General features: G+C 72.7%; 22 protein-coding genes and 2 pseudogenes. 19 read left to right on the top strand and 5 right to left on the bottom strand.

Features of this window, described 5'->3' with window-relative positions; genetic code table 11:
- Positions 1–54 precede the first annotated feature (54 nt).
- The 6 genes from P0Y41_RS10980 (at position 55) to P0Y41_RS10955 (ending at position 5,840) form a co-directional block, all read left to right on the top strand.
- Positions 55–1,152: a metal ABC transporter substrate-binding protein gene (locus P0Y41_RS10980; protein ID WP_284061381.1), complete on the top strand. Its 1,098-nt coding sequence runs from the start codon at positions 55–57 to the stop codon at positions 1,150–1,152.
- Complete coding sequence (locus P0Y41_RS10975; protein ID WP_284061380.1) at positions 1,149–1,889, top strand: metal ABC transporter ATP-binding protein; 741 nt, start codon at positions 1,149–1,151, stop codon at positions 1,887–1,889. Before P0Y41_RS10980 ends, P0Y41_RS10975 begins: the two co-directional genes overlap by 4 nt.
- 2 nt (positions 1,890–1,891) lie before the next feature.
- A complete protein-coding gene (locus P0Y41_RS10970; RefSeq protein ID WP_284061379.1) occupies positions 1,892–2,920 on the top strand; it encodes a metal ABC transporter permease in 1,029 nt (342 codons plus the stop codon).
- A 63-nt stretch (positions 2,921–2,983) separates the two neighbouring features.
- The gene (locus tag P0Y41_RS10965) at positions 2,984–3,685 is read left to right on the top strand and encodes a DUF8127 domain-containing protein (RefSeq protein WP_284061378.1); all 702 of its coding nucleotides are present in this window, start codon (positions 2,984–2,986) and stop codon (positions 3,683–3,685) included.
- A gap of 105 nt (positions 3,686–3,790) precedes the next feature.
- Positions 3,791–5,311: an MATE family efflux transporter gene (locus P0Y41_RS10960; protein ID WP_303657492.1), complete on the top strand. Its 1,521-nt coding sequence runs from the start codon at positions 3,791–3,793 to the stop codon at positions 5,309–5,311.
- A 58-nt stretch (positions 5,312–5,369) separates the two neighbouring features.
- Positions 5,370–5,840 carry a hypothetical protein gene (locus tag P0Y41_RS10955; RefSeq protein WP_284061377.1) on the top strand — a complete coding sequence of 157 codons (471 nt, stop codon included), beginning with the start codon at positions 5,370–5,372 and terminating at the stop codon, positions 5,838–5,840.
- A 50-nt stretch (positions 5,841–5,890) separates the two neighbouring features.
- Here P0Y41_RS10955 and gatB read toward each other — a convergent pair whose 3' ends face one another.
- From gatB to P0Y41_RS10930, 5 genes are all read right to left on the bottom strand, one after another.
- Positions 5,891–7,408, bottom strand: coding sequence for an Asp-tRNA(Asn)/Glu-tRNA(Gln) amidotransferase subunit GatB (gene gatB / locus P0Y41_RS10950; protein WP_284061376.1), 1,518 nt, complete (start codon positions 7,406–7,408; stop codon positions 5,891–5,893).
- 90 nt (positions 7,409–7,498) lie between these two features.
- A complete protein-coding gene (locus P0Y41_RS10945) occupies positions 7,499–7,729 on the bottom strand; it encodes an H/ACA ribonucleoprotein complex subunit GAR1 (protein ID WP_284061375.1) in 231 nt (76 codons plus the stop codon).
- 20 nt (positions 7,730–7,749) lie between these two features.
- Positions 7,750–8,031 carry a signal recognition particle subunit SRP19 gene (srp19, locus tag P0Y41_RS10940; protein WP_284061374.1) on the bottom strand — a complete coding sequence of 94 codons (282 nt, stop codon included), beginning with the start codon at positions 8,029–8,031 and terminating at the stop codon, positions 7,750–7,752.
- A 65-nt stretch (positions 8,032–8,096) separates the two neighbouring features.
- Positions 8,097–8,570, bottom strand: coding sequence for an SHOCT domain-containing protein (locus tag P0Y41_RS10935; protein WP_284061373.1), 474 nt, complete (start codon positions 8,568–8,570; stop codon positions 8,097–8,099).
- A 74-nt stretch (positions 8,571–8,644) separates the two neighbouring features.
- On the bottom strand, positions 8,645–9,868 hold the full coding sequence (locus P0Y41_RS10930) for a PGF-CTERM-anchored ABC transporter substrate-binding protein (protein WP_284061372.1): 1,224 nt from the start codon (positions 9,866–9,868) through the stop codon (positions 8,645–8,647).
- A 58-nt stretch (positions 9,869–9,926) separates the two neighbouring features.
- Here P0Y41_RS10930 and btuC point away from each other — a divergent pair, with 58 nt between their 5' ends.
- The 13 genes and pseudogenes from btuC (at position 9,927) to P0Y41_RS10870 (ending at position 21,802) form a co-directional block, all read left to right on the top strand.
- The gene (gene btuC / locus P0Y41_RS10925) at positions 9,927–11,066 is read left to right on the top strand and encodes a vitamin B12 ABC transporter permease BtuC (RefSeq protein WP_284061371.1); all 1,140 of its coding nucleotides are present in this window, start codon (positions 9,927–9,929) and stop codon (positions 11,064–11,066) included.
- The gene (locus P0Y41_RS10920; RefSeq protein WP_321170847.1) at positions 11,063–11,953 is read left to right on the top strand and encodes an ABC transporter ATP-binding protein; all 891 of its coding nucleotides are present in this window, start codon (positions 11,063–11,065) and stop codon (positions 11,951–11,953) included. Before btuC ends, P0Y41_RS10920 begins: the two co-directional genes overlap by 4 nt.
- Before the next feature lie 203 nt (positions 11,954–12,156).
- A complete protein-coding gene (gene cobT, locus P0Y41_RS10915; protein ID WP_284061370.1) occupies positions 12,157–13,191 on the top strand; it encodes a nicotinate mononucleotide-dependent phosphoribosyltransferase CobT in 1,035 nt (344 codons plus the stop codon).
- Positions 13,188–14,504, top strand: coding sequence for a cobyrinic acid a,c-diamide synthase (locus P0Y41_RS10910; protein ID WP_284061369.1), 1,317 nt, complete (start codon positions 13,188–13,190; stop codon positions 14,502–14,504). The genes cobT and P0Y41_RS10910 overlap by 4 nt, the downstream gene beginning before the upstream one ends.
- Before the next feature lies 1 nt (position 14,505).
- Complete coding sequence (locus P0Y41_RS10905) at positions 14,506–15,219, top strand: HAD family hydrolase (protein ID WP_284061368.1); 714 nt, start codon at positions 14,506–14,508, stop codon at positions 15,217–15,219.
- Positions 15,210–16,129 (top strand): annotated as a pseudogene (locus P0Y41_RS10900) (CobD/CbiB family cobalamin biosynthesis protein). Before P0Y41_RS10905 ends, P0Y41_RS10900 begins: the two are co-directional and overlap by 10 nt.
- Positions 16,126–16,929, top strand: a complete 804-nt coding sequence (cobS, locus tag P0Y41_RS10895) for an adenosylcobinamide-GDP ribazoletransferase (RefSeq protein WP_284061367.1) — start codon at positions 16,126–16,128, stop codon at positions 16,927–16,929. Before P0Y41_RS10900 ends, cobS begins: the two are co-directional and overlap by 4 nt.
- Positions 16,929–17,051, top strand: a pseudogene (locus P0Y41_RS17845) (NTP transferase domain-containing protein); the annotation flags it as partial. The gene cobS and the pseudogene P0Y41_RS17845, both read left to right, overlap by 1 nt.
- 137 nt (positions 17,052–17,188) lie before the next feature.
- Entirely contained in the window at positions 17,189–17,593 is a 405-nt protein-coding gene (locus P0Y41_RS17840; protein WP_321170866.1) for a hypothetical protein, read from the top strand.
- A complete protein-coding gene (gene cobD, locus P0Y41_RS10885) occupies positions 17,590–18,603 on the top strand; it encodes a threonine-phosphate decarboxylase CobD (RefSeq protein ID WP_284061366.1) in 1,014 nt (337 codons plus the stop codon). Before P0Y41_RS17840 ends, cobD begins: the two co-directional genes overlap by 4 nt.
- A complete protein-coding gene (locus P0Y41_RS10880; RefSeq protein WP_284061365.1) occupies positions 18,593–19,345 on the top strand; it encodes an adenosylcobinamide amidohydrolase in 753 nt (250 codons plus the stop codon). Before cobD ends, P0Y41_RS10880 begins: the two co-directional genes overlap by 11 nt.
- A gap of 58 nt (positions 19,346–19,403) precedes the next feature.
- On the top strand, positions 19,404–20,138 hold the full coding sequence (locus P0Y41_RS10875; RefSeq protein ID WP_284061364.1) for a cob(I)yrinic acid a,c-diamide adenosyltransferase: 735 nt from the start codon (positions 19,404–19,406) through the stop codon (positions 20,136–20,138).
- A complete protein-coding gene (locus P0Y41_RS10870) occupies positions 20,138–21,802 on the top strand; it encodes a cobyric acid synthase (RefSeq protein ID WP_284061363.1) in 1,665 nt (554 codons plus the stop codon). Before P0Y41_RS10875 ends, P0Y41_RS10870 begins: the two co-directional genes overlap by 1 nt.
- The last annotated feature ends 16 nt before the right edge of the window (positions 21,803–21,818 follow it).

The raw sequence follows: 21,818 nt of genomic DNA, 5'->3' as shown, positions 1-21,818 counted from the left end.
TCTACTCTCGAATGGCAAAGTTAATATTCTTGAGCCCTAATTTAATATCCAGAGATGGAACGCACGCGACGAGCCGTCATCGGATCCGTCGGCGCGATCGGTGCGGGCGCGCTGGCGGGCTGTTTGGGCTCCCGGCCCGGAAGCGGCGATTCGGACGGGGGCGGGACAGGGAGCGACGGCGACGCGACCGCGCAGGCGACGTTCTTCGTCTTCGGCGACGTCGCGAGCGCGGTCGCCGGCGACGCGACGAGCACGGACCTGCTGGTCCCGGTCGGCCAGCACGGCCACGGCTGGGAGCCGGGGCCGCGCGTCCGCGAGTCGATCCGCGCGGCCGACCTCCTCGTCCACGGAATGACGGGGTTCCAGCCGTGGGTCGACGACGTCGCCGCGGACCTCGCGGCCGACGACGCCGCCGTGGACACCGTCGACGCCAGCGCCGACGTGGCCCTGTTGCCGGCGACCGGCGAGCACGGCCACGACCACGGCGGCGACGAACACGACGACGACGAGTACCACGAGGGCGATCACACCGAAACCGAGCACCACGACGACCACACAGAAACCGAACACCACGACGACCACGACGAGGGCGACGACGACCACGACCGACACGCCGGAGAGTACGATCCGCACTTCTGGATGGACCCCCTTCGCGTCGCTGACGCCGTCGACACCGTGGAGGCGGCACTGACGGAGGCGAACCCCGACGGCTCTGAGGCCCACGCCGCCAACGCGGCGGCGTTGCGCGAGGAGCTGACCGCCCTCGACGAACGGATCGAGTCCCTCGTCGCCGACGCGGGTGAGCGAGTGCTCCTCGTGGCCGGACACAACTCGTTCCAGTACCTCGGCGACCGCTACGGCCTGCACGTCGAAGCGCTCACCGGACTCTCGCCCGACGACCAGCCGACCACCCGGGACATCGAACGCGCGCAGGAGGTGATCGCGGAGCATGGCGTCCGGTACGTCTGTGCGGACCCGCTGGAGTCACAGCGCGCCGCAGACCAACTCGTCGCCGAGACGGACGCAGAGGCGGTACTCCCGCTCACGGCGATGCCCGGCCTGACCGACGAGTGGGCCGAGAACGACTGGGGGTACCTCGACGTGATGCGCGAGGTGAACGTCCCGACGCTGGACCGGGTCCTGAGCCGATGACCGCGGCGGTCGAGGTGCGCGACGTGACGTTCGCCTACGGCGGCCGGCCGGTGGTCGAGGACGTGTCGCTGACGGTCGAGGCGGGCGAGTTCCTCGGGCTCGTCGGCCCGAACGGGTCGGGGAAGACGACGCTGCTGGAACTGGTGATCGGGCTTCGCCGTCCCGACAGCGGGAGCGTCGCGCTGTTCGGCGACCCCGCGGCCGACCGCGCCCACGGCGAGCGCGTCGGCTACGTCCCGCAGGACGTGGGCGAGGCCGCCGACGAGATGCCGATCACCGTCGAGGAGGTCGTCCGGATGGGTCGGTACCCGCATCGGTACTTCGGGCGGTTCCGCGACGAGGACCGGACGGCGATCGCTGACGCCCTCGACCGCGTCGGGATAGCCGACATCGCCGACCGCCGGATCGGGAGGCTCTCGGGCGGCCAGCGCCAACGGGCGTTCATCGCGCGGGCCCTCGCCGCCGAGGCGGACCTGCTCGCGCTCGACGAGCCGACAGTCGGCGTCGACGCCGAGTCGCGAGAGGCGTTCTACGACCTCCTCCACGAGCTGAACGACGAGGGGATGACGATCGTGCTCATCGAACACGACATCGGCGTCGTCACGACCCACGCCACCGAGATCGCCTGCCTCAACCGGGAGCTGTTCTTCCACGGCGACCCCGAGGCGTTCGTCGAGACCGACGCGCTCGCGGAGGCGTACGGGAACGCACAGCACGTGCTCGCCCACGATCACTGAGCATGCAGGGAGACGTCATCCGGAGCGATTCGCTCACCGTCGCCGGCGACAGCGCTGTCCCGCTGGCGAGCGCGGGCGATCAGGCGCTCGGGTTCGTGCTCGACGACCTGTGGGGCGGCCTCCTCGACGTTCTCGCGGGTGCGACGGGCGTCGACATACTCGCCTCGCCGTTCATGCAGCGGGCGTACCTCGCGGCGGTGTGCGTCGCGATCGTCGGCCCGCTCGTCGGGAGTTTCCTCGTGCACCGCGAGATGGCGATGATCGGCGACACGCTCGCGCACGCCGCCTTCGCCGGCGTCGCCGCGGGCCTGTTCGCCAACGCGGTCTTTGCGGTCTCGGTGCCGCCGCTGGCGACCGCGCTGGTCGTCGCCGCCCTCGCCGCGCTGGTCGTGCAGACGCTCGTCGACTACGCCGGCGCCTATCGGGACACCTCGCTCGCAATCGTGCTCACCGGGTCGTTCGCGGTCGGGAGCGTCCTCATCACCGCCGCCGACGGTGGCATCGCCGTCGGGATCAACGCCTACCTGTTCGGGTCGCTGGCGACCGTCTCGCGGGCGAACGCCGGTATCCTGCTGGCGATGACCGTCGTCGTTGGCCTCGCCGTCGGAGCGGCGTACCGGCCGCTCGTGTACGTCACCTTCGACGAGGTCGGTGCTCGCGCCGCCGGGATCGACGTGACGCGATACAACCGCCTGCTCGCGGTGTTGACCGCGGTCGTCGTGGTCGGCGCGATGCAGATCATGGGCGTGATCCTCGTCGCCGCCATGCTCGTGATTCCCGTCGCCACCGCGGCGCCCGTGACGGGATTCAGGCGGGCGATCGCGGCGAGCGTCGGCGCCGGGTTCGTCGCAACGCTTGCGGGCGTCTCGCTGTCGTACTGGTACGACGTGGCCGCCGGCGGGACGATCGTGCTCGTCGCCATCGCGGGGTACGTCGCGGTGGTCGCGGCGACGACGCTCCGTGCTCGCCTCGCCGCTCCGCGGTCGGATCGGGGCCGGACGGGCGAGGTCCGCGGCGACGACGCCGAGTGACGCGGCCGACGCGAGGCCTCGGCCGACCGTCCCGTTCATGCCGAACCCGGGACGAGCCACCTCATGGACGCCCGCTCGCGCGCCCGCCTCGCGCTGGCCCTCCTCCTCGTGACGGCACCGCTGTGGGGGCCGCCACTGGATCTGACGGGGCCCGACTACGAGTACAGAACCGTCGACATCACCGTCGACGGCGGCGAGATCGCGGTGACCGAGCGCGGGTATTGGCGCGGCCCGACCGACCGGATCGCGTGTTTCTCGCGGTCGTCTCTCCTCGACCACGACCGGGGGTGCTACCTCGAATCGCGCCTGCAAAACGGGACTGTCAGCGTCGATTACCCCGGACTCGGCGGGTACAACGGCGCGCCGCAGGTCGCGGGAGCCGACTACGTCGTCTTCGGGATCGCCGGCCCGGTGTACGAGCGGACGATCGACTACGACGAGGCGAACGGGTCGTTCGTGTTCGGCCTCGACCGCGTCGACCCCGAAACGGCGCTCGACGACGTGTCGCGGGACGCCGACCGCGCACCGCCGGCGATCCGGCGAGCCCTCGACGGCGAGTCGGTCCGCAGGAACGAGCCGGTGCGGTTCTTCGGAAGCGAACGTATCTACCGCCACGACGGCGGCTACGTGATCGTCTCCGAAGACGAGATCCACGACGGCTACTCCGAGCAACCCGGCGTCGAACGCGCGCTCGAGGCGCTTTCGGTCCTGTTCGGCGCGCTCACGCTGTATCAGGTCGGTCGCGACAGCGTCCGGGGATCGTAACAGCCAGTTCCCGCCGGAGGACCGGGCGGACGCCCGGTTCCGGCCGCGGCGACCGCCTCCACAACTGTTAGGCGCTAGCGAACCTCCGAACCGATAGAGACCCGCATGGCGAACACCGACGCGCGCGTCGACATGACCGAGGGGGCGGTGACGCCGCGGTTGTTCAGCCTCGCGTGGCCCCTCGTGCTCGGCAACCTCCTCCAGACGCTCTACAACCTCGCGGACGTGTTCTGGGTCGGTCGCGTCAGCCCGGAGGCCGTCGCCGCCGTGTCGCTCATGTTCCCGCTCTCGTGGATGTTCGTCTCGACGGCGATGGGGCTGACCGCCGCGACCATCGCGCTCGTCTCCCAGCACGTCGGCGCCGGCGAGGACCGCCGCGCCGACGAGGTGGTCGGCCAGACGACGCTGTTAGCGATCGGCGTCTCGGTCGTGCTGGCGGCCGTCGGGCTGTTGGCTCGTCGCCCCCTCCTGCAGTGGATCGGCGCGGAGGGAGTCGTGTTCACGGAGGCGCTGGCGTACATCGAGGTGATCTTCCTCACCCTGCCGCTCACGTTCCTGTTTTTCGCGTTTCGCGCGTCGCTGCAGGGCGCCGGCGACACGAAAACCGCGATGTGGCTGGTCGCCGCTTCCGCCGGCGTCAACATCGTCATCGACCCCGTGTTCATCCTCGGGTTCGGACCGATCCCCGCGATGGGGACCCAGGGCGCCGCGATCGCGACGTTCATCGCGCGGGCGCTCGCCGCCGTCGCGGGAATCTACGTGCTCGTGAAGGGCGACTGGGGGATCCAGCTCCACGTCGGCGACCTCCGCCCGAACCCCGCGCTGCTGCGTAAACTCGTCGACGTGGGGTATCCGGGCACCCTCGACGGTTGGGCCCGCTCGTTCGCCGCGGTGGCGATGGCCGCGCTGGTCGCGCGGTTCGGCCCGGCCGCGACCGCCGCCTACGGCGTCGGCGTCCGGCTGATGTCCGTCTCCTGGACCGTCGCCGGCGCGGTCGGACAGGCGACGGCGACCGGCGTCGGCCAGAACCTCGGCGCCGACACGCCCGACCGCGCGAGCCGAGTCGCCTGGACCGGTACCGGCGGCACGATGGCGGTGCTGGCGCTCGCGGGCGCCGTCGTCTGGTTCGTCCCCGCGATGGCGATCCGGGTGTTCGTGAACGACGCCGCCGTCGTGGAGGAGGGCGTCTCCTTCCTGCGGATCACCGCGCCCGCGTGGGCAGCGTTCGGCGGGCTGATGGTGCTGCAAGGGGCGTTCCGCGGCGCCGGCGACACCCGCACGGCGATGGGGCTGTCGCTGTTGTCGCGGTGGGGCCTGCGAATCCCCGCGGCCGTCGTGCTGGCGTACTCGTTTACCGTCGTCGTCCCGGGGATCGGCCCGGTGTCGGGGCTTGGATTGGGCCCCGACGGGCTCTGGTGGGCGTGGACGTTCGGCGCGGTCGGATCGCTGGTGGTCGGGGCGCTGTGGTTCCTCCGCGGCACGTGGACCGAGGGCGTGGTCGAGCGCGAGGAGGACGAACAGGGCGGCGACCGGGGCGGCGGACCGGCGAACGCCAACCGCGATTCGGCGCCGAGCGCCGCCCCGCCCGCCGACGACGGCGAGGGCGACCCCGCGACCGACGACTGACAGAGGCCCCGTCGCCGCGGCCGGAGTATCCAAGCGGGCGGCGCCCGAACTCCACGGCATGGACGGCTCGACGACCCGGCTGTACGGCGCGGCGATCGCGATCACCTCCGGCGTGTACTCGCTGGTGGCGGCGAGCGTCGGTGGCGGCATGATGGGGTCGACCGGAACGATGGGGTCGACCGGAATCGGCGCCGCTGGGTGGGTAATGCTCGCCATCGGCGTCGTCGTCGTGGTCCACGGCGTAGTGTTGTTGACTCCCGCGGCAGACAGACTCGGGAGCGCGAGCGGGCCGCTGATGATCGCCTACTCGCTGGTGATGTTGCTGCTCCAGGCGCTCGGAGCGACCGGGATGACTGGCTCGATGGGGATGACCGGCGGCACGAGCGGCGGGATGGGGACCATGGGCGGCATGGGATCGACTGCGACCGCCGGCATGGGCTGGGACCTCGGCATGGTCGCGCTCGCGGCGCTGATGCTGTTCAGCGGGATCGTTATGACGACCCGCGACTCAGGAGATGGCGGGATGTGAACTGAAGCGGAGAAGACGGGGCGGACGCGACGCGTGGATCGTGTGGGCGACTACTCGTCCAGCCGATCGCGCAGCATCGCGTTCACGTCGTCGGGCGCCGCCGAGCCGCCGGTCTTCTGCATCACCTGTCCGACGAGGAAGTTGATCGCGCCGCCCTCGCCGGCGCGGTAGTCGTCGACTGCGTCGGGGTTCTCGTCGATCGCTTCCTCGACGGCGGCGGCGACCTCGTCGTCGCCGGCGGTGCCGAGATCCTCGCGCTCGATGACCTCGTCGGGGCCGAGCCCCTCGTCGAGCATCGCGCGGAGAACGACCTCCTCGGCGTTCTTCGTCGTCACTTCCTCCGTGGCGACAAGTTCGATCAGCCGGGTGAACTCGTCGAGGCGATCGGTCACGTCCTCGACGGCCATGTCGCGGTAGTTCAGTTCGCCCAGCAGGGTGTCGGCGACCCACGCCGCCGCGAGGTCCGGGTCGAACTCCTCGGCGACCTCCTCGTAGAAGTCGGCGACGGCCTTGCGGGACGTGAGCTTCGAGGCAGCCTCCTGGTCGAGCCCGTACTCCTCGCGGAAGCGCTCGCGGCGGGCGTCCGGGAGCTCCGGGATGGCGATCCGCTCCTTCCAGTCGGACACCTGCAGCGCGGGGAGGTCGGCCTCCCGGAAGTAGCGGTAGTCCTTCTCCTCCTCCTTCGAGCGCATCGAGACGGTGTTGCCGTGTGTCTCGTTGAAGTGGCGCGTCTCCTGTTCGACGGCCTTCCCGCGCTTGAGTTGGTTCTCCTGTCGGTTTCGCTCGTACGCGAGTGCCTGCTCGGCGCCCTTGTGGCTGGAGATGTTCTTGACCTCGGTGCGGTTGGCGGAGTCGAGCACGTCCTCGTCGATGCGGCCGTCGTCGTCGACCTCGCCCGCCTCGACCATCGAGAGGTTCGCGTCGATGCGGAGGCTGCCGTCGCGGCCGGCGTCGAACACGCCGAGGTACTCCAGCACCTCCTCGAGCTTCTCCAGGAAGGCCCGTACCTCCTTGGGATCGCGGAAGTCCGGTTCGGTGACGACCTCCATCAGCGGCGTGCCCGCGCGGTTGTAATCGACCAGCGAGTAGTCGGCGCGGTCGACCGACGTGGTGCGCACGTCGAGATCGGCGGGGCCCTCTCGGACGTGGCGCAGGCTCCCGGGGTCCTCCTCCAGGTGGGCGCGGCGGACGTTCACGGTGCGGCGCGTGCCTTCGTGGGAGAACTCCAGTTCCCCGTCGGCACACAGCGGCGCGTCGTACTGGGTGATCTGGAAGTTCTTGGGGAGGTCGGGGTAGTAGTAGTTCTTCCGGTGAAACCGGGTCTCCTCGGGGATGTCGGCGTCGAGCGCCTTGCCCACCTTGACGGCCGCCTCGACGGCCGCCTCGTTGAGTACCGGGAGGGCTCCCGGGAGCCCGAGACAGGTGGGACAGACGCGCGTGTTGGGCTCCTCCTCCTCGGCGGGGTCGGTGGAACACCCGCAGAAGATCTTGGTGTCCGTCTCGAGCTGGACGTGGACCTCCAGCCCGATGACGGGCACCAACTCGGCCCGTTCGGCTGCTCGTGCCATCGTTGAACCGGGATTTGCGACGCCGCAGGTAAAGCCTGACGGGACGGGCGCGGGGGAAGGCCGGGGCGGGCGGCCGTCGACCGACGCCGCCTACCGCGCGTACAGCTTGGCGCCGAGCAGCGCCGTCAATCGCGAGCGGTCCGTCGGCGACACCGCGACGTACGGGCGCTCGACCGGGCCGAACACGTCGACGACGCGGCCGACCGCCGAGAGCGACTCGTCGACGACCTCGCTGCCGACGCGGGCCGGCTCGGTGCCCTCGGGAACGCGGACGACCGCGAGCCCCTGAGCGGTCCGGACCACCTCGCCGACGCGCTTCATCGAACCACCACGGCGGCGCGTCAGTCCCCGCGGATGACCCCGAGGTAGGCGCCCACCGCCTGCACGAGGTCGTTCTTCGCGGTCTCCTCGGTGCCCGTGACGACCACGCGCCCGCGAGGCTCGTACTCCCGGCTGTACGTCTTGTCGCGTTCGATCTTGGCGTCGTACCCGACTTGCTGGACGGCCTGTGCGATCTCGTCGACCGTCGGCTCCGACACCGCGAGGTCCTCGGGGACGCGACGCCCCTCGGCCCGGGTCAGGGCGGCGTCGAAGTACGCGGGGTAGAGGACGTTCTCGACCATACCGGAGGGGCGGCGCCCGCGCGGAAAAAGGGTGCTATCGGCGCCGAGGCGAGGCGGGCAGCCAGCTACCGGTCGCGTTCGAGATCGCGGTCGGCGTCGCGTTCGCGTCCCCGCCGATCGCGCTCACGGTGCCTGCGATCCTCCGCGTCCTCCAGCGACTCGGTCTCCAGCAGGCGGTCGAGTTTCCGTTCGAACTGCTCGTCGGTGAGGTCCCCACGTGCGTAGCGGTCGCGGAGGGTGTCGAGCGCGTCGCGCGTGTCCGGGTCGGTCGGCGGCTCCTCGGGACGGCCGTCGGTCCCCCCGTCCGAGTCGTCGAGCCCCTCGACCCCCTTGACTTCCTCGTCCCACCACTCCTCGATGTCGTCCTCGTCGCCGAACAGCATCGCCGTCAACGGGACGACGACGATGTAGCCGAACAGCAGCGCCGCGAGCCACCAGTCTTGCCCGGTGAACATGGCCGCCAGCCAGATTCCGGTGACGAGCGTGCTGACGACGCCCGTCGCGTTTTCGCGGAGACGCTCGGTGGGGCTCGCGCTCATGTGCGACTGATCTCTCGTGTAGAAAATAAAACCGCTCGACTCGGTACAGGAACCCGCGGCGTGGCGTTCCCGAGCTATCGTTCGCGACGCGCCAGCAGCGCGGACCCGAGCACCGCAAGCACCGCGAGCGCGACGCCGAAGCCGGGGCCGGAGGTCTCGGTGGCAGCGGGCGTGTCGTCGACGGCCGCGGTCGTCGTCGTCGACGGCGTGTCAGTGATCGGCTGGCTCTCGGTCGCGGTCGGCGTCTCGGTCTCCATCGCGGCGACCGCCTCCTCACGCGTCTGGAAGTCGGCCTCGGCGGCCGCCTCGGGGTGGAACCCTTCGGTCAGCGTCCGCACGCCCATCACGACCGAGCGCGGCGCGGGCTGGTTCATCCAGTTGCGGTCCACCGAGACGGTGTTGTTGTTCTCGACGGCGGGCGTGCTCGCGTACGGCTCCTGCCCGAGGAGGTACGACGAGGAGCCCGTGACGACGAGGTACTCGGGCGCGAGCTCGAGGACGACCTCGTCGTTGATCTGCGGGTAGCCGGTCAGGTTGCGTTCGGCGGCGACGTTCGTGCCGCCGGCGGTGTCGATCATCGCGGAGATGAACGTCTCGCTGCCGGCGATGTAGCCGCCGCCCAGCGGGTACAGCACGCGCACGTCCTCGGCGTCGGCGGTCGCCTCGGTCGCCGCCTCGACGTTCGCGTCCATCCACGCGTTCGCCTCGGCGGCGCCCTCACAGTTGCCGGTGAGGCGGCCGATGAGCGTCGTCTTCTCGCGCACGCCCGCGACCGTCGTCGACTCCTCGAAGTGGAACACTGTCAGGCCCGCATCGCGCAGCGTCCGCACCGTCTCGACGGAGGTCGCGTTCGGCGCGAGCACGAGGTCGGGGTTCGTGCCCACGACCTTCTCCACGCTCACGCCGAAGCCGGCCGCCGAGACGTTCGTCCGGGAGTCGGCGCCCTCGAGGTACAGCGCGAACTGGCTCACGCCGACGACCTGCGACTCGCCGCCGATCTCCCACATCGTCTGTGCGGCGCTGGGGTTCAGTGTCGTGACTCGTTCGGGGCGTTCGTCGAGGGTCACCTCGGTCCCAGTCGCGTCCGTGGCCGTGTAGGGGAAGCCGCAGTCGGCCTGCGTTTGCGCGTTCGACGCACCGGTCGAACCGAGTGCGGGCTGTGCGCCGGCGACAGCGTCGTGTCCGCCGTTCGGTGCCACCTGCGCGGACGGCTCGGCGGCCGCGGCCCCGACCGCGGGCACCGCCGCGGCGACCATCAACAGCGTCGCGATCAACAGCGTCCGTGTCCGTCGTGTCACGGTCAAGGCCACCGGACAAGACAATAAATATTTACCTAATGCAAACAGCCTTGAGTTCGTGACACGCGTCTGGCGTCGCACCGCCGGCTACTCGGCCGCCCTGTTCGCGCTCCTCGTCGGCGTCGTGACGGTGAGCGCCGGCATCGGTCCGGTGTCGGTCCCCGCCGACACCGTGGTGGCCGTCGTCGCCAACGCCGTCGCGGTCCCGGTGAGCGTCGAGTGGGCTTCCACCGCCGTCGCGGGCGGTCCGCTGACTGCCGGACTCCCGCTTCGGGTGGAGTTCGCCCACCCGTTCGCGTTTCCGGTGTCGAGCACGCACGAGGCGATCGTGATGCGGGTCCGGCTCCCGCGGATCCTCCTCGCGGCGTTCGTCGGCGTCGGACTCGGGACCGCCGGCACGGTGATGCAGGGCTTCTTCCGCAACCCGATGGCCGACCCGGGGATCATCGGCGTCTCCTCGGGCGCGGCCGTCGGCGCCGTCTCGTGGATCGTCGCCCCCGCCAGCGTGCTGGCGCTGCTCGGGCCGCTTCGGCCGCTGTTGGTCGACGGCGCGGGGCTCCAGATCGCCGCCTTCTCGGGCGCGCTCGTCGCCGGCTTCGGCGTCTACCTCATCGCCAGCCGCGACGGTCGCACGCCCGTGGCGACGCTGCTGCTCGCGGGCGTCGCCGTCCAGACGTTCTTAGGTGCCGTCGTCTCGTATCTCCTGCTCCACTCCGGGGAGTCGATCCGCCGGGTGACGTACTGGCTGATGGGTCACCTCAGCGGCGCGAGCTGGTCGGAGGTGGCCGTCGTCGCCGTGGTCGTCCCCGCGCTGACGCTCGTGTTGTTCGCGTACGCCCGCGACCTGAACGTGCTCCTGCTCGGCGAGACGGACGCCGTCGCCCTCGGCGTCGATGCCGAGCGGAGCAAGCGGGTCCTGCTTGCCGTCTCGTCGGTGTTGACGGGCGCTGCGGTCGCCGTCTCCGGCGTCATCGGCTTCGTCGGCCTCATCGTCCCCCACGGCGTCCGCCTGCTCGTCGGCCCGGACCACCGCGTGCTGCTGCCGACGAGCGCGCTCGCGGGCGGGAGCTTCCTCGTCGCCGCCGACACGTTCGCGCGCTCGGGCGTCGCGGAGCTGCCGGTCGGTATCGTGACGGCGGCCGTCGGCGCCCCCTTCTTCCTGTACCTGCTGCGCACGCGGGAGGTGTACGACCTGTGAGCGAGCGGCGCGAGGAAGTCGACGGCGACGCCGATCGGACCGCGAACCGAGACAGCGACACCGACCGCCCCGGCGACCGCGACGACGGTCCCTCGCTGATCGCCGTCCGCGACCTCGTCGTCTCCCGGGGCGGCGAGCGCGTCCTCGACGGCGTCTCCCTCTCCGTGGACCGCGGCGAACTCGTCGGGCTCGTCGGCCCCAACGGCGCCGGCAAGACGACGCTGATCGCCGCCTGCAACGGCACGCTCGGAATCGACGGCGGCGCGGTCGAACTCGACGGCACCGACCGGCGGGCGCTGTCCCAGCGCGAGGTTGCCCGCCGCGTCGCGACCGTGCCCCAGGAGACGAACACGGCGTTCGAGTTCCCCGTGGAGTCGATCGTCGAGATGGGGCGGACCGCCTACGTCTCTCGGTTCGGGACGACGACCGAGGCCGACCGCGAGGCGATCCGCCGGGCGATGGACCGCGCCGAGGTCCGCGAGTTCGCCGACCGCTCGGTGACGACGCTGTCGGGCGGCGAGCGCCAGCGCGTGCTGTTCGCCCGGGCGCTGGCCGCCGAGACGCCCGCGCTCTTGCTCGACGAGCCGACCGCCAGCCTCGACATCAACCACCAGGTCCGAACGCTCGAACTCGTCCGGGAGGCCGTCGACGACGGGAAGGCCGCACTCGCGGCGATCCACGACCTGAACCTCGCCGCGCGGGTGTGCGACCGACTCGTGCTCCTGGCGGGCGGCGAGGTGCGAGCGACCGGCACGCCGCGAGCGGTGCTCTCCGACGACGCCCTCGCGTCGGCGTTCGGCGTCCGCACGGCCGTCAACGACGACCCCGCGGTCGGGTCGCCGATGGTGACGGCGCTGCGCGATGGCGACGGCGATCGAACGGAGTGAACCTGCGGCGACGACGCCGGAGAACCGACGAGGAACGGCCGGGGAGACCCGTGGACAGCGGGGCCCGTTCCGTCGCGATTCAACCGAACTTGTGCTAATGTACTCATAATTGTTATACCGCCCGCCGCGTCTCGTAGTGGCATGCAGCAGTCATCGACGGTCGACCGCGGGGCGGACTCGCCGGCTCCGCACGGGGAGCGAGCGTGAGACTCGTCCTCGTCGCCGGAACGACCGAGACCGCGAAGATTCCGGGGATCAGCGCGGCCGGCGCCGACCCGGATCTGATGCGTCACACCCCCGGCGCGGACCTGGACGTGTTGGTCCACGGCGAGCCGACGCTCGCGCCGGTCGTGCCGGTGAGTCCGACGGGCTGTCCGACGCCGGCGGTCGTCACCCGAGCCGCGCGGGAACTGCTCGGCTTCGACACGCTCGGCGTCGACGCGGGCATCGCCGGGCGGACGGGCTCACCCGCGGTCGACGTGGGCGCCGGGGCGGGCGCCGACGTCCGCGAGCCGACCGCGGTCCCCGACGCCGAGGCGACGTACGAACGAGCGCGCGAGTTCGGGGCCGCACTCCCGGACGATCGCGTCGTGATCGGCGAGACGATTCCCGGGGGCACGACCACCGCTCTCGGGGTGTTGACCGCGCTGGGCGAGGAACCGGCGGTGTCGTCGTCGCTGCCCGAGAATCCTCTCGACCTGAAGCGGCGGGTCGTCGACGAGGGGCTTGACGCCAGCGGGCTCGCGCCCGGTGACGCCGCGGGCGACCCCCTGACGGCGGTCGGAGCCGTCGGCGACCCCGTGCTTGCGGCGGTCGCGGGGCTGACCGCGGGCGCCGTGGAGTCCGGAACCGAAGTGACGCTCGCGGGCGGCACGCAGCTCGCCGCCGCGGCGGCGCTGGTCCGCCACGCGGGCGTGGACGCGCCGCTGACGCTCGCGACGACGTCGTTCGTCGCCGCCGACGACTCCGCCGGGGTCGCCGGCCTCGCCGACTCGCTGGGCGTCGACCTCGTGGTCACCGACCCCGGGTTCGACGCGGTCGATCACCCCGCGATGGACGCGTACGTCGCCGGCGAGGCGAAGGAGGGCGTCGCGATGGGCGGCGCGCTCCGGCTGATCGACGAGTCGACGGCCTCGATGGCCGACCTCCGCGAGCGGATCGTCGAGGTGTACGACCGCCTGCTCGCGGGGGACGGGCCGGCCGTGGAGCCGGCGGAGCCGCCGGAGGGCGGTCCGTGAGGGGGCTCGTCCTCGGCGGCACCGCCTCCGGCGTCGGGAAGACCGTGGCGACGCTGGCGGCGATCCGGGCGCTCGACGCCGCCGGCTACGCGGTCCAACCGGCCAAGGCGGGACCGGACTTCATCGACCCGAGCCACCACGAGGCCGTCGCCGGGGTCCCCTCGCGGACGCTCGACACCTGGCTGCAAGGCGAGGGAGGAGTTCGGCGGAACTACCACCGCGGCGAGGGCGACCTGTGTGTGGTTGAGGGCGTGATGGGACTGTACGACGGCGACGGCTCCAGCACGGCCCGGGTCGCCGAGGCGCTCGATCTCCCGGTCGTGCTCGTCGTCGACGCGAAGGCCGGCATGGAGAGCGTCGCCGCGACCGCGCTGGGCTTTCGCGAGTACGCCGCCCACGCCGACCGCGACATCGAGGTCGCGGGTGTGATCGCCCAGCGCGCTCACGGCGGTCGCCACGAGCGTGGCATCCGCGAGGCGCTGCCCGAGGGGATAGCCTACTTCGGTCGGATCCCACCGAACCCGGATCTGGAGATCCCCGACCGCCACCTCGGCCTCCACATGGGCGCGGAGTCGCCGCTCCCGACGGACGCGCTCGACGCCGCAGCCGAGCGCCTCGACGCCGAGGCGCTGGCCGACCTCGCGCGCGAACCGCCACAGCCGCCCGAACGGGACCACGAAGGCGGGACCGACTCGGGATCGCCGGCTGGAACGCGGGTCGCGGTCGCCGACGACGCCGCCTTCGCGTTCCGCTACCCGGCGACGCTGGAGCGCCTTCGCGAGGGTGCAGACGTGGTCACGTTCGCGCCGACGCGCGGCGACCCGCTCCCCGAGTGCGACGCCGTCTACCTCCCCGGCGGCTACCCGGAGCTCCACGCGCCCGCGCTCGCCGACAGCGACGCGCTCGCGGAACTGGGCGACCGGGCGAGCGAGGGCCTCTCCGTGCTCGGGGAGTGCGGCGGACTGATGGCGCTCTCGGAGACGCTGACGACCGCCGACGGCGACACCCACGAGCTGGCCGGCGTGCTCCCCGCGGACGTGCGGATGCACGACCGCTATCAGGCGCTCGACCACGTCGAGCTCCGCGCCCGCGACGACGCGCTCACCGCCCGTGCGGGCGAGACCCGCCGCGGCCACGAGTTCCACTACTCCTCGGCGGAGGTCGACGACGACGCCCGCTTCGCCTTCGAGGTGGTCCGCGGCGACGGTATCGCCGACGGGATGGACGGCCTGACGGAGTACCGCACGCTCGGCACGTACGCGCACGTCCACCCCGAGAGCGGCGCGTTCGACTCGTTCCTGGAGGCGATCTGAGATGGCGCGTCGCGACGGACGTGAGACCGGTGGACCCGACGCCCGCGCAGGCAAGGAGGCGTCTCCCGTCGCGGCCGTCTCGTTCGACCTGTTCGGGACGCTCGTGTCCGTCGAGCGGCCGGCCGACCCGGCCGCCGGCGTCGCCGCCGAACTCCGCGACTGCGGCGTCTCCGTCCCGGACGACTGGGCCGACGCGTACGCGGAGGTGCACCTGGAGTACGCGGAGGGCGTCGAGCGGCCGTTGCACCACCACGTCTCGGCGGCGCTCGCGAGTCGCTCATCCGAGCACGAGCCGCGGGCGTTCGTCGACGACGCCGCTGCCGCCGTTCGCGCGGCGTTCGACCGACCGGTCGAGACGCGCCCGGGCGCCGCCGAGGCGGTCGCGACGCTCGCGGCGGAGTACCCCGTCGGCGTCTACTCGAACTGCAGCGTCTCCGGGCTCCTCGGGCGGACGCTGGCGCGGTCGGCCCTCGATCCGGACGCGTTCGACGCCGTGGTCGCGAGCGTCGACCGCGGGTGGCGCAAGCCCGACGCGCGGGCGTTCGAGGCGGTCGCCGACGACCTCGGCGTCCCGGTCGACCGCCTGCTCCACGTCGGCGACGACGCGGAGACGGACGGCGGCGTGACTGCCGCCGGCGGCTACTTCGTTCAGGTCGGTACAGCGGCGGCGTCGCTTCGGGAGCTCCCCGCGGTCGTCGCGGAGCGATGGGACTGACCGCGCTCGCGGCCGTCGGGCTGGCGGCCGCGCTCGACGCGGCGTTCGCGGAGCCGCCCGGTCGCGCCCACCCGATCGCGCTGTTCGGGGGCGTCGTCGGTCGCGTCGACCGCGAGTGGGCCCGGCCGCGGGCCGTCGGCGTCGCCGTCGCGGTCGTCCTCCCGCTGGCGTTCGCGGCGGTCGCGTGGGGGTCGTCGCCGGCACGGGGAGCGTGGGCGCCCTCGCGGGGAGCGTCGCCGCCGGCCTCGCGCTGTTCTCGCTCACGAGCCTGCGGATGCTCGTCGCCGTCGCGAGCGAGGTGATCGAGGCGACCGAACGCGACGCCGAGGCGGCACGGGCGTCGGCGATCGCGCTCGTCGGTCGGGACACGTCGTCGCTGTCGCCCGCGGAGATCCGCAGCGCCGGCGTCGAGAGCGCCGCAGAGAACCTCGCGGATGGGCTCGTCGCGCCCCTGCTGTGGTTCGCGGTCGGCGCGCAGGCGTCGCTCGCGGTCGGCGTCGCCGCCGCCGCGTGGGTGAAGGGCGTGAACACGCTCGACTCGATGCTCGGCTACCCGGACAAGTCGGTCGGCGCCGCCAGCGCCCGCCTCGACGACGCGGTTATGTGGGTGCCCGCCCGCGTGTCGGCCGTGTTGCTCGCCGTCGCGGCCGGCTCGCCCGGATCGCTCCTCGACGCCCGGCGGTGGGCTCGCGTCCCCGCCTCCCCCAACTCGGGGTGGCCGATGGCGACCGCGGCCGCCGCCCTCGGGGTCCGGCTCGAAAAGCCCGGCGCGTACGCGCTGAACCCCGACGCCGCGTTGCCCTCGCTCGCCGAGGGGCGAGCCGGCGTCCGAGCGGTCGCGATCGCCGGTGCGCTGGCGTTCCTGCTCGCCGGAGCGATCGCGGCGACGGCCGCGGGGGCGGGGGCGTGACTCCGGCCCCGCTCGCGGCCCTGCGCGGCGCGCTGGGCTTCCTCTCGCGCGTTCCGGTCGGCCACAGCGAGGCTAACTGGGAGGCGTTCCGTCGAACCCCGGCGGCGATCCCGGCCGCCGGCTACGTGATCGGCGCGCTGCTGGCGCTGCCGATCGCGGCGATCGCCGCCGCCCCCGCCCGCGCCGCCGCCGTCCCGAGCGAGACGGTCGCGGTGCTGTTCGTCGCGTGGCTGTACACGGTCACCGGGATCACCCACCTCGACGGGGTGGCCGACCTGGGCGACGCCGCGGTGGTCCACGGCGACGCCGAGCGTCGGCGCGAAGTACTGAAAGACAGCGCCGTCGGCGTCGGCGGCGCGCTGGCGCTCGGAGTGGTCGTCCTCGGACTCGCTGCGGCGGCCCTGCTGCTGGTCGATCTCGCGCGGCTCGCCCCTAACCTCCCCGTCGCCGCCGTCGGACTCGTGGTCGCCGCCGAGGTGGCCGCGAAGGCGGCGACGGCGACGCTGGTGTGTCTCGGCGACGCCGCCCACGAGGGCCTCGGGTCCGCGCTGACCGCCGAGTCCGGCCCGCGCTCGCTGCTCGGGGTCGGTGTCGTCGCCGCGCCCGTCGCGTTCGTCGGGTGGCCCGCGCTCGCGCCCGGCCTCGCCGTCCTCGCCGCCGCCGGCGTCGTCGCCGCAGCTGCGCTGTGGTGGGCGAGGGCTCGGCTCGGCGGCGTCAGCGGCGACGTGCTCGGCGCGACGAACGAGGTCGCCCGCGTCGTCGGGCTCCACGTGGGGGTGATCGCGTGGACGCTCTCGTGATGTGCGGCGGGCGCGGCACCCGCCTCGGGCGAGTCGGCGAGGACACGGAGAAGCCGCTGGTCTCGGTCGGCGGGGAACCCATGATCGACCGCGTGCTCGCGGCGCTCGTGGGGAGCCGAGTCGACCGCATCCACGCGGTCGTCTCCCCGAACGCGCCTGCGACGCGCGAGCACCTCCGCGGCGAGCGGAGCGAGGCCCCGACGACGCCGACGACGCGACTGCCGGCGTCTCGATCCTCGACGCCCCGGGCGACGGCTACGTGGCCGACCTGGGCTACGCGCTGGAGCGGGTCGAGCGGCCGGTGCTCACGGTCGCCGCGGACATCCCGTTGCTGTCGGCCGGAGCCGTCGACCGCGCGATCGACGCCGCCGGCGACGCGTCGCTGTCGGTGTACGTTCCCGTCGAGTTGAAGCGCGATGTGGGCGTCAGCGTCGACGACGGGACGACGACGATGGTGGACGGCAGGACGGTTGCGCCGACCGGACTGAACGTCGTCGGCGTCGACGACGGCGAGAGCGAGTACGGAGACGAGCGTTCGATCGTCGTCGACGACGAGCGCCTCGCCGTGAACACGAACCGGCCGCGCGACCTGCGCGTCGCCGAGGCGCTGTTGCGGCGGCGCGAGCGAACCGAGACCGACACCGATCACGGAAGCCAGTCATGAACTTCGACACCGCACGCGACACCCAACGCACGCCCCACGGCAGCAGCGACGACCCCGACGTGCTGGACTTCAGCGCGAACACGAACCCGCACGTCCCCGAGGGGACCGAGGCAGCGTACCGCGACGCCTTCGAGGCGGCAGGGACGTACCCACGAGAACCGCCCGCCGAGTACCGCCGGGCGGCCGCCGAGTACGTCGGCTGTGACCCCGAAGCGGTGATCTCGACCCCCGGCGGGCTGGCGGCGATCCGACTCGTGATCGACCTCGCGGTCGATCCCGGCGACTCGGTCGCGATTCCGTCTCCGAGCTTCGGGGAGTACGCTCGGGAGGTCCGCCTCCAGGACGGCGAGCCGGTGTTCGTCCCGCAGGCGGAGATCGCCGACGCGGACCCCGCAGCGCACGCGCTCGTGATCGTCTGCAACCCAAACAACCCCACCGGGAACGCCTACCCGGACGAGAAGTTGCGAACGCTGGCCGCCCGGTGTCGGGCGGCCGGGACGCCGCTGTTGGTCGACGAGGCGTTCCTGGGATTCACCGACCGGCCCTCCCTCGCGGGCGAGCCGGGCGTCGTCGTCGCGCGGTCGCTGACGAAGCTGTTCGGGCTGCCCGGGATCCGCGCGGGTTTCGCCGTCGCGACCGGCGCGTGGCGCGAGGCGCTGGCGAACGCTCGGCGGACCTGGAACCTCGGGGCGCCCGCACTTGCGACCGGTGCCCACTGCATGCGCCAGGGCGAGTTCGTCGCCGAGACCCGCGAGCGCGTCGCCGCCGAGCGCGAGCGCATGCGCGAGGGGCTGACCGACGCGGGGTATGCCGTCCACCCCTCGGATGCCCCGTTCGTTCTGCTCGACGTGGGCGACCGCGGCGTCGACGCCGTCGTCGCCGGCGCCGCCGAGGCCGGGATCGCGGTTCGCGACGCGACGACGTTCCGCGGGCTCGACAACCACGTCCGCGTGGCGGTCCGAACGCGCGCGGCGAACGACCGCCTGCTGGAGGTGCTGCGTGACCGTTGAGACCGTCGTCGCTGACGGCGTGCTCCGCCTGCGCCGACCGGACACGCGCTGGCTCTCGACGGGCTGGGCCGGCGGGTTCGCCGACGCGCCGGCGGCGTTCAACGTCTCCGTCCCCGAGGGATGGGAGCGCACCGACCTCGACGCGTACGTGACGGAGCGGCTCGCGGACGCCGGGTTCACCGGCGCGGAGGAGCGCACTGGTCCGGCGCTGCTCACCGGCGTCGACATGCGCCACGCGCGAGTGGCGCGCTCCGGCTCGGTCGTCGCGGTCGCGACCGCGGGCGTGTCGAACCCCGCGGCGCTGCCGATGGACGCTCCCGAGGCGGTCGCGAGCGGCGCCGGCCGGGCGAGCGAGTCGAACGCCGTCGACGCGCCGGATCGTCCCGGTCGCGGGACGGTGAACGTCCTCGTGTGGACCGACCGCTTGCTCGACGACGGCGCGCTCGCCAACCTCGTCGCGGTCGCCGCCGAGGCGAAGGCCGCGACGCTGCTGGCCGCGACGGGCTTTCCGGGCACGACGACCGACGCGGTGGTCGCCGGAAGCGCCCGCGACGGCGAGCCGGCCGCCTTCTCCGGGAGCGCGACGCCCGTCGGGAGCGCCGCACGAGCGTGCGTCCGCGACGCCGTCCGCGCGAGCCTCGACTCGCGGTACGCCGTCGGCGACGTGGCGCTGCCCGACTCGGTCGCCGACGCGAAATACGGCGTCGTCACCGACCGCGAGACGGAGGTCGGCGAGCCGTGACCGAGCGCCAGCGTTGCGATCCACACCCGTTTGCCGATCCAGTTCCGAGGAGCAACCCATGACCGACACGAACGCCACCGACGACGAGCACCGAACCGACGACCGACCGAGCGACGACGCCGCCGAGGACCCGCGCGCCCGAACCCCGGGAAAGGGCGTCACCCCGGCCGCCCGCGACATCGAGCCCGCCGCGCCCGATGAGTTCGGCCTCGTGCAGACGTGGTGGGGCGACGGGAAGGGGAAGACGACGGCCGCGCTGGGGATGGCGTTCCGGGCCGCCGGCCACGGCTACCGGGTTCACCTGCTCCAGTTCATGAAGGGCGGCGCCGACAGCGTCGAGGACGTGCGCGGCGAGTACAACGCGATCGCCGCGATCCCGGGGATCAGCTACGAGAACTCCGGCCACTACGGCTGGCACGCGATGGCGGACGGCACCGACGAGGACGACCACGCCGCCCGCGCCGCCGCGGGGTTCGAGCGCGCCCGCGAACTAGTCGACGGGTGGGCCGACGCCGACCTGACCGCGCCGCTCGACCTCGAGGGCGACCCCGAGGCGGGCGCGCACATGCTCGTCCTCGACGAGGTCGTGTACGCCGCCAACCGCGGGCTCGTCGACCCCGACGACCTCGTCGGTCTGGTCGAGTCGAAACCCGACGCGCTCGAACTCGTCCTCACGGGCGGCCACGAGGAGCCCGACTACCTCCGGGAGGTATCCGACCTGATCACGAACGTCCGCAAGGTGAAACACCCCTTCGACGATGGCCACCGCGCCCGCAAGGGAACCGAGTACTGATGGGCGGGGGCGAGCGCACGAGCGCCGACGGCGACGACGAGGTGGCCGATGACGGCCAGCAGGCGGCCGGTGACGGCCAGCACACCGGCGACGGCGCAGCCACCCTCCTCGTCGCCGGAACGGCGAGCCACGTCGGCAAGAGCACAGTCGTCGCGGGGCTGTGCCGCCGTCTCGCCGATGCCGGCGTCTCGGTCGCGCCGTTCAAGGCGCAGAACATGAGCAACAACGCCCGCGCCGCGCTCACGCCCGCGGGCAAGTGGGGGGAGATCGGCGTCTCGCAGTTCGTGCAGGCCCGCGCAGCCCGGGTCACGCCGACGACGGACACGAATCCCGTGCTCCTCAAACCTCGGGGCGAGGGGGAGAGCCAGCTCGTGATCGACGGCGAGGCGGTCGGCCACTACGAGGCGGGCGCCTACTACGACGACCACTGGGAGCGGGCGCGAACGGCCGCTCGCGACGCGTACGAGCGGCTCGCGACCGAACACGACGTGATCGTCGCCGAGGGCGCCGGTTCGATCGCGGAGATCAACCTCCACGACCGCGATCTGGCGAACGTCGAGACCGCACGGTTCGCGGACGCGTCGATCCTCCTGCTGGGCGACATCGAGCGCGGCGGCGTGTTCGCCAGCCTCTACGGGACGCTGGAGCTCATGCCCGACGACCTCCGGGAACGCGTCGCCGGCACGGTGATCACGAAGTTCCGCGGCGACGCCTCCCTCCTCGACCCGGGGATCGAGGAGTTGGAATCGCGGACCGGCGTGCCCGTCTCCGCGGTGCTCCCGTACGACGACCCGGGGCTGCCCGAGGAGGACAGCGTCGCCCTCCCTGACCGGGACTCGCGTGCGGTCGTCGGCGACGACGACGGCGTCGCGGACGCGGCCGCGGTGACTGTCGCGGTGCCCCGGCTCCCGCGCGTGTCGAACTTCTCGGATCTCGACCCGCTCGCGCGCACACCCGGCGTCCGGGTGGCGTACGTCCCCCTCGACGCCGGCCTCGCTGGCGCGGACGCGGAGGTCGGCGCGGACACTTGCGCGGACGCGGTGGTGCTCCCGGGCACGAAGAACACCGTCGACGACCTGCTGGCGCTTCGGGATGCGGGGTTCGACGAGGAGATTCGGACGTTCGACGGCCCCATAATCGGGATCTGCGGCGGCTACCAGCTGCTCGGCGAGCGGATCACGAACGCCGCCGTGGAGGGCACCGGCGACGCGGACGTGGTCCAAGGGGTGGGCCTCCTCCCCGTCGAGACGCGCTTCAGCGAGGACAAGCGCGTGCGCCAGACGACCGTCACAGTCGACGGTGCGGGCCCGCTCGCGGGCGTGACCGGGACCGTATCCGGGTACGAGATCCACATGGGGCGGACAGCGCCGCTCGAGTCCGCGGCCGTCGAGACCCCGCTGGAACCGGGGAGCGCCGCCGTCGGCGACGTCGTCGGCACGTACCTCCACGACGTGTTCGCGACCGACACCGTGCGGGAGGCGTTCGTCGACGCCGTCTTCGCGCACGCGGGGCGCGGGCGTCCAGCGGTCGCCGGGGACGCGGGAGACCCGTACGAGGCGGCCGCGTCGCTCGTCGGCGGCCTCGAGGTGTCGGCGCTGTTCGCGGGTGAGGTGGAGCACAAGCTGGATCCGAGCGGTGAGGCGCCTCCGAGCGCGGACCGGTAGCCCTTTTCGCGCGGGC

Source organism: Halobaculum halobium (assembly GCF_030127145.1).
In the GTDB taxonomy this organism is placed as follows: Archaea; Halobacteriota; Halobacteria; order Halobacteriales; family Haloferacaceae; genus Halobaculum; species Halobaculum halobium.
The sequence above is the reverse complement of the archived record's forward strand: the minus strand, read 5'-3'. Positions and strand labels throughout refer to the sequence as shown.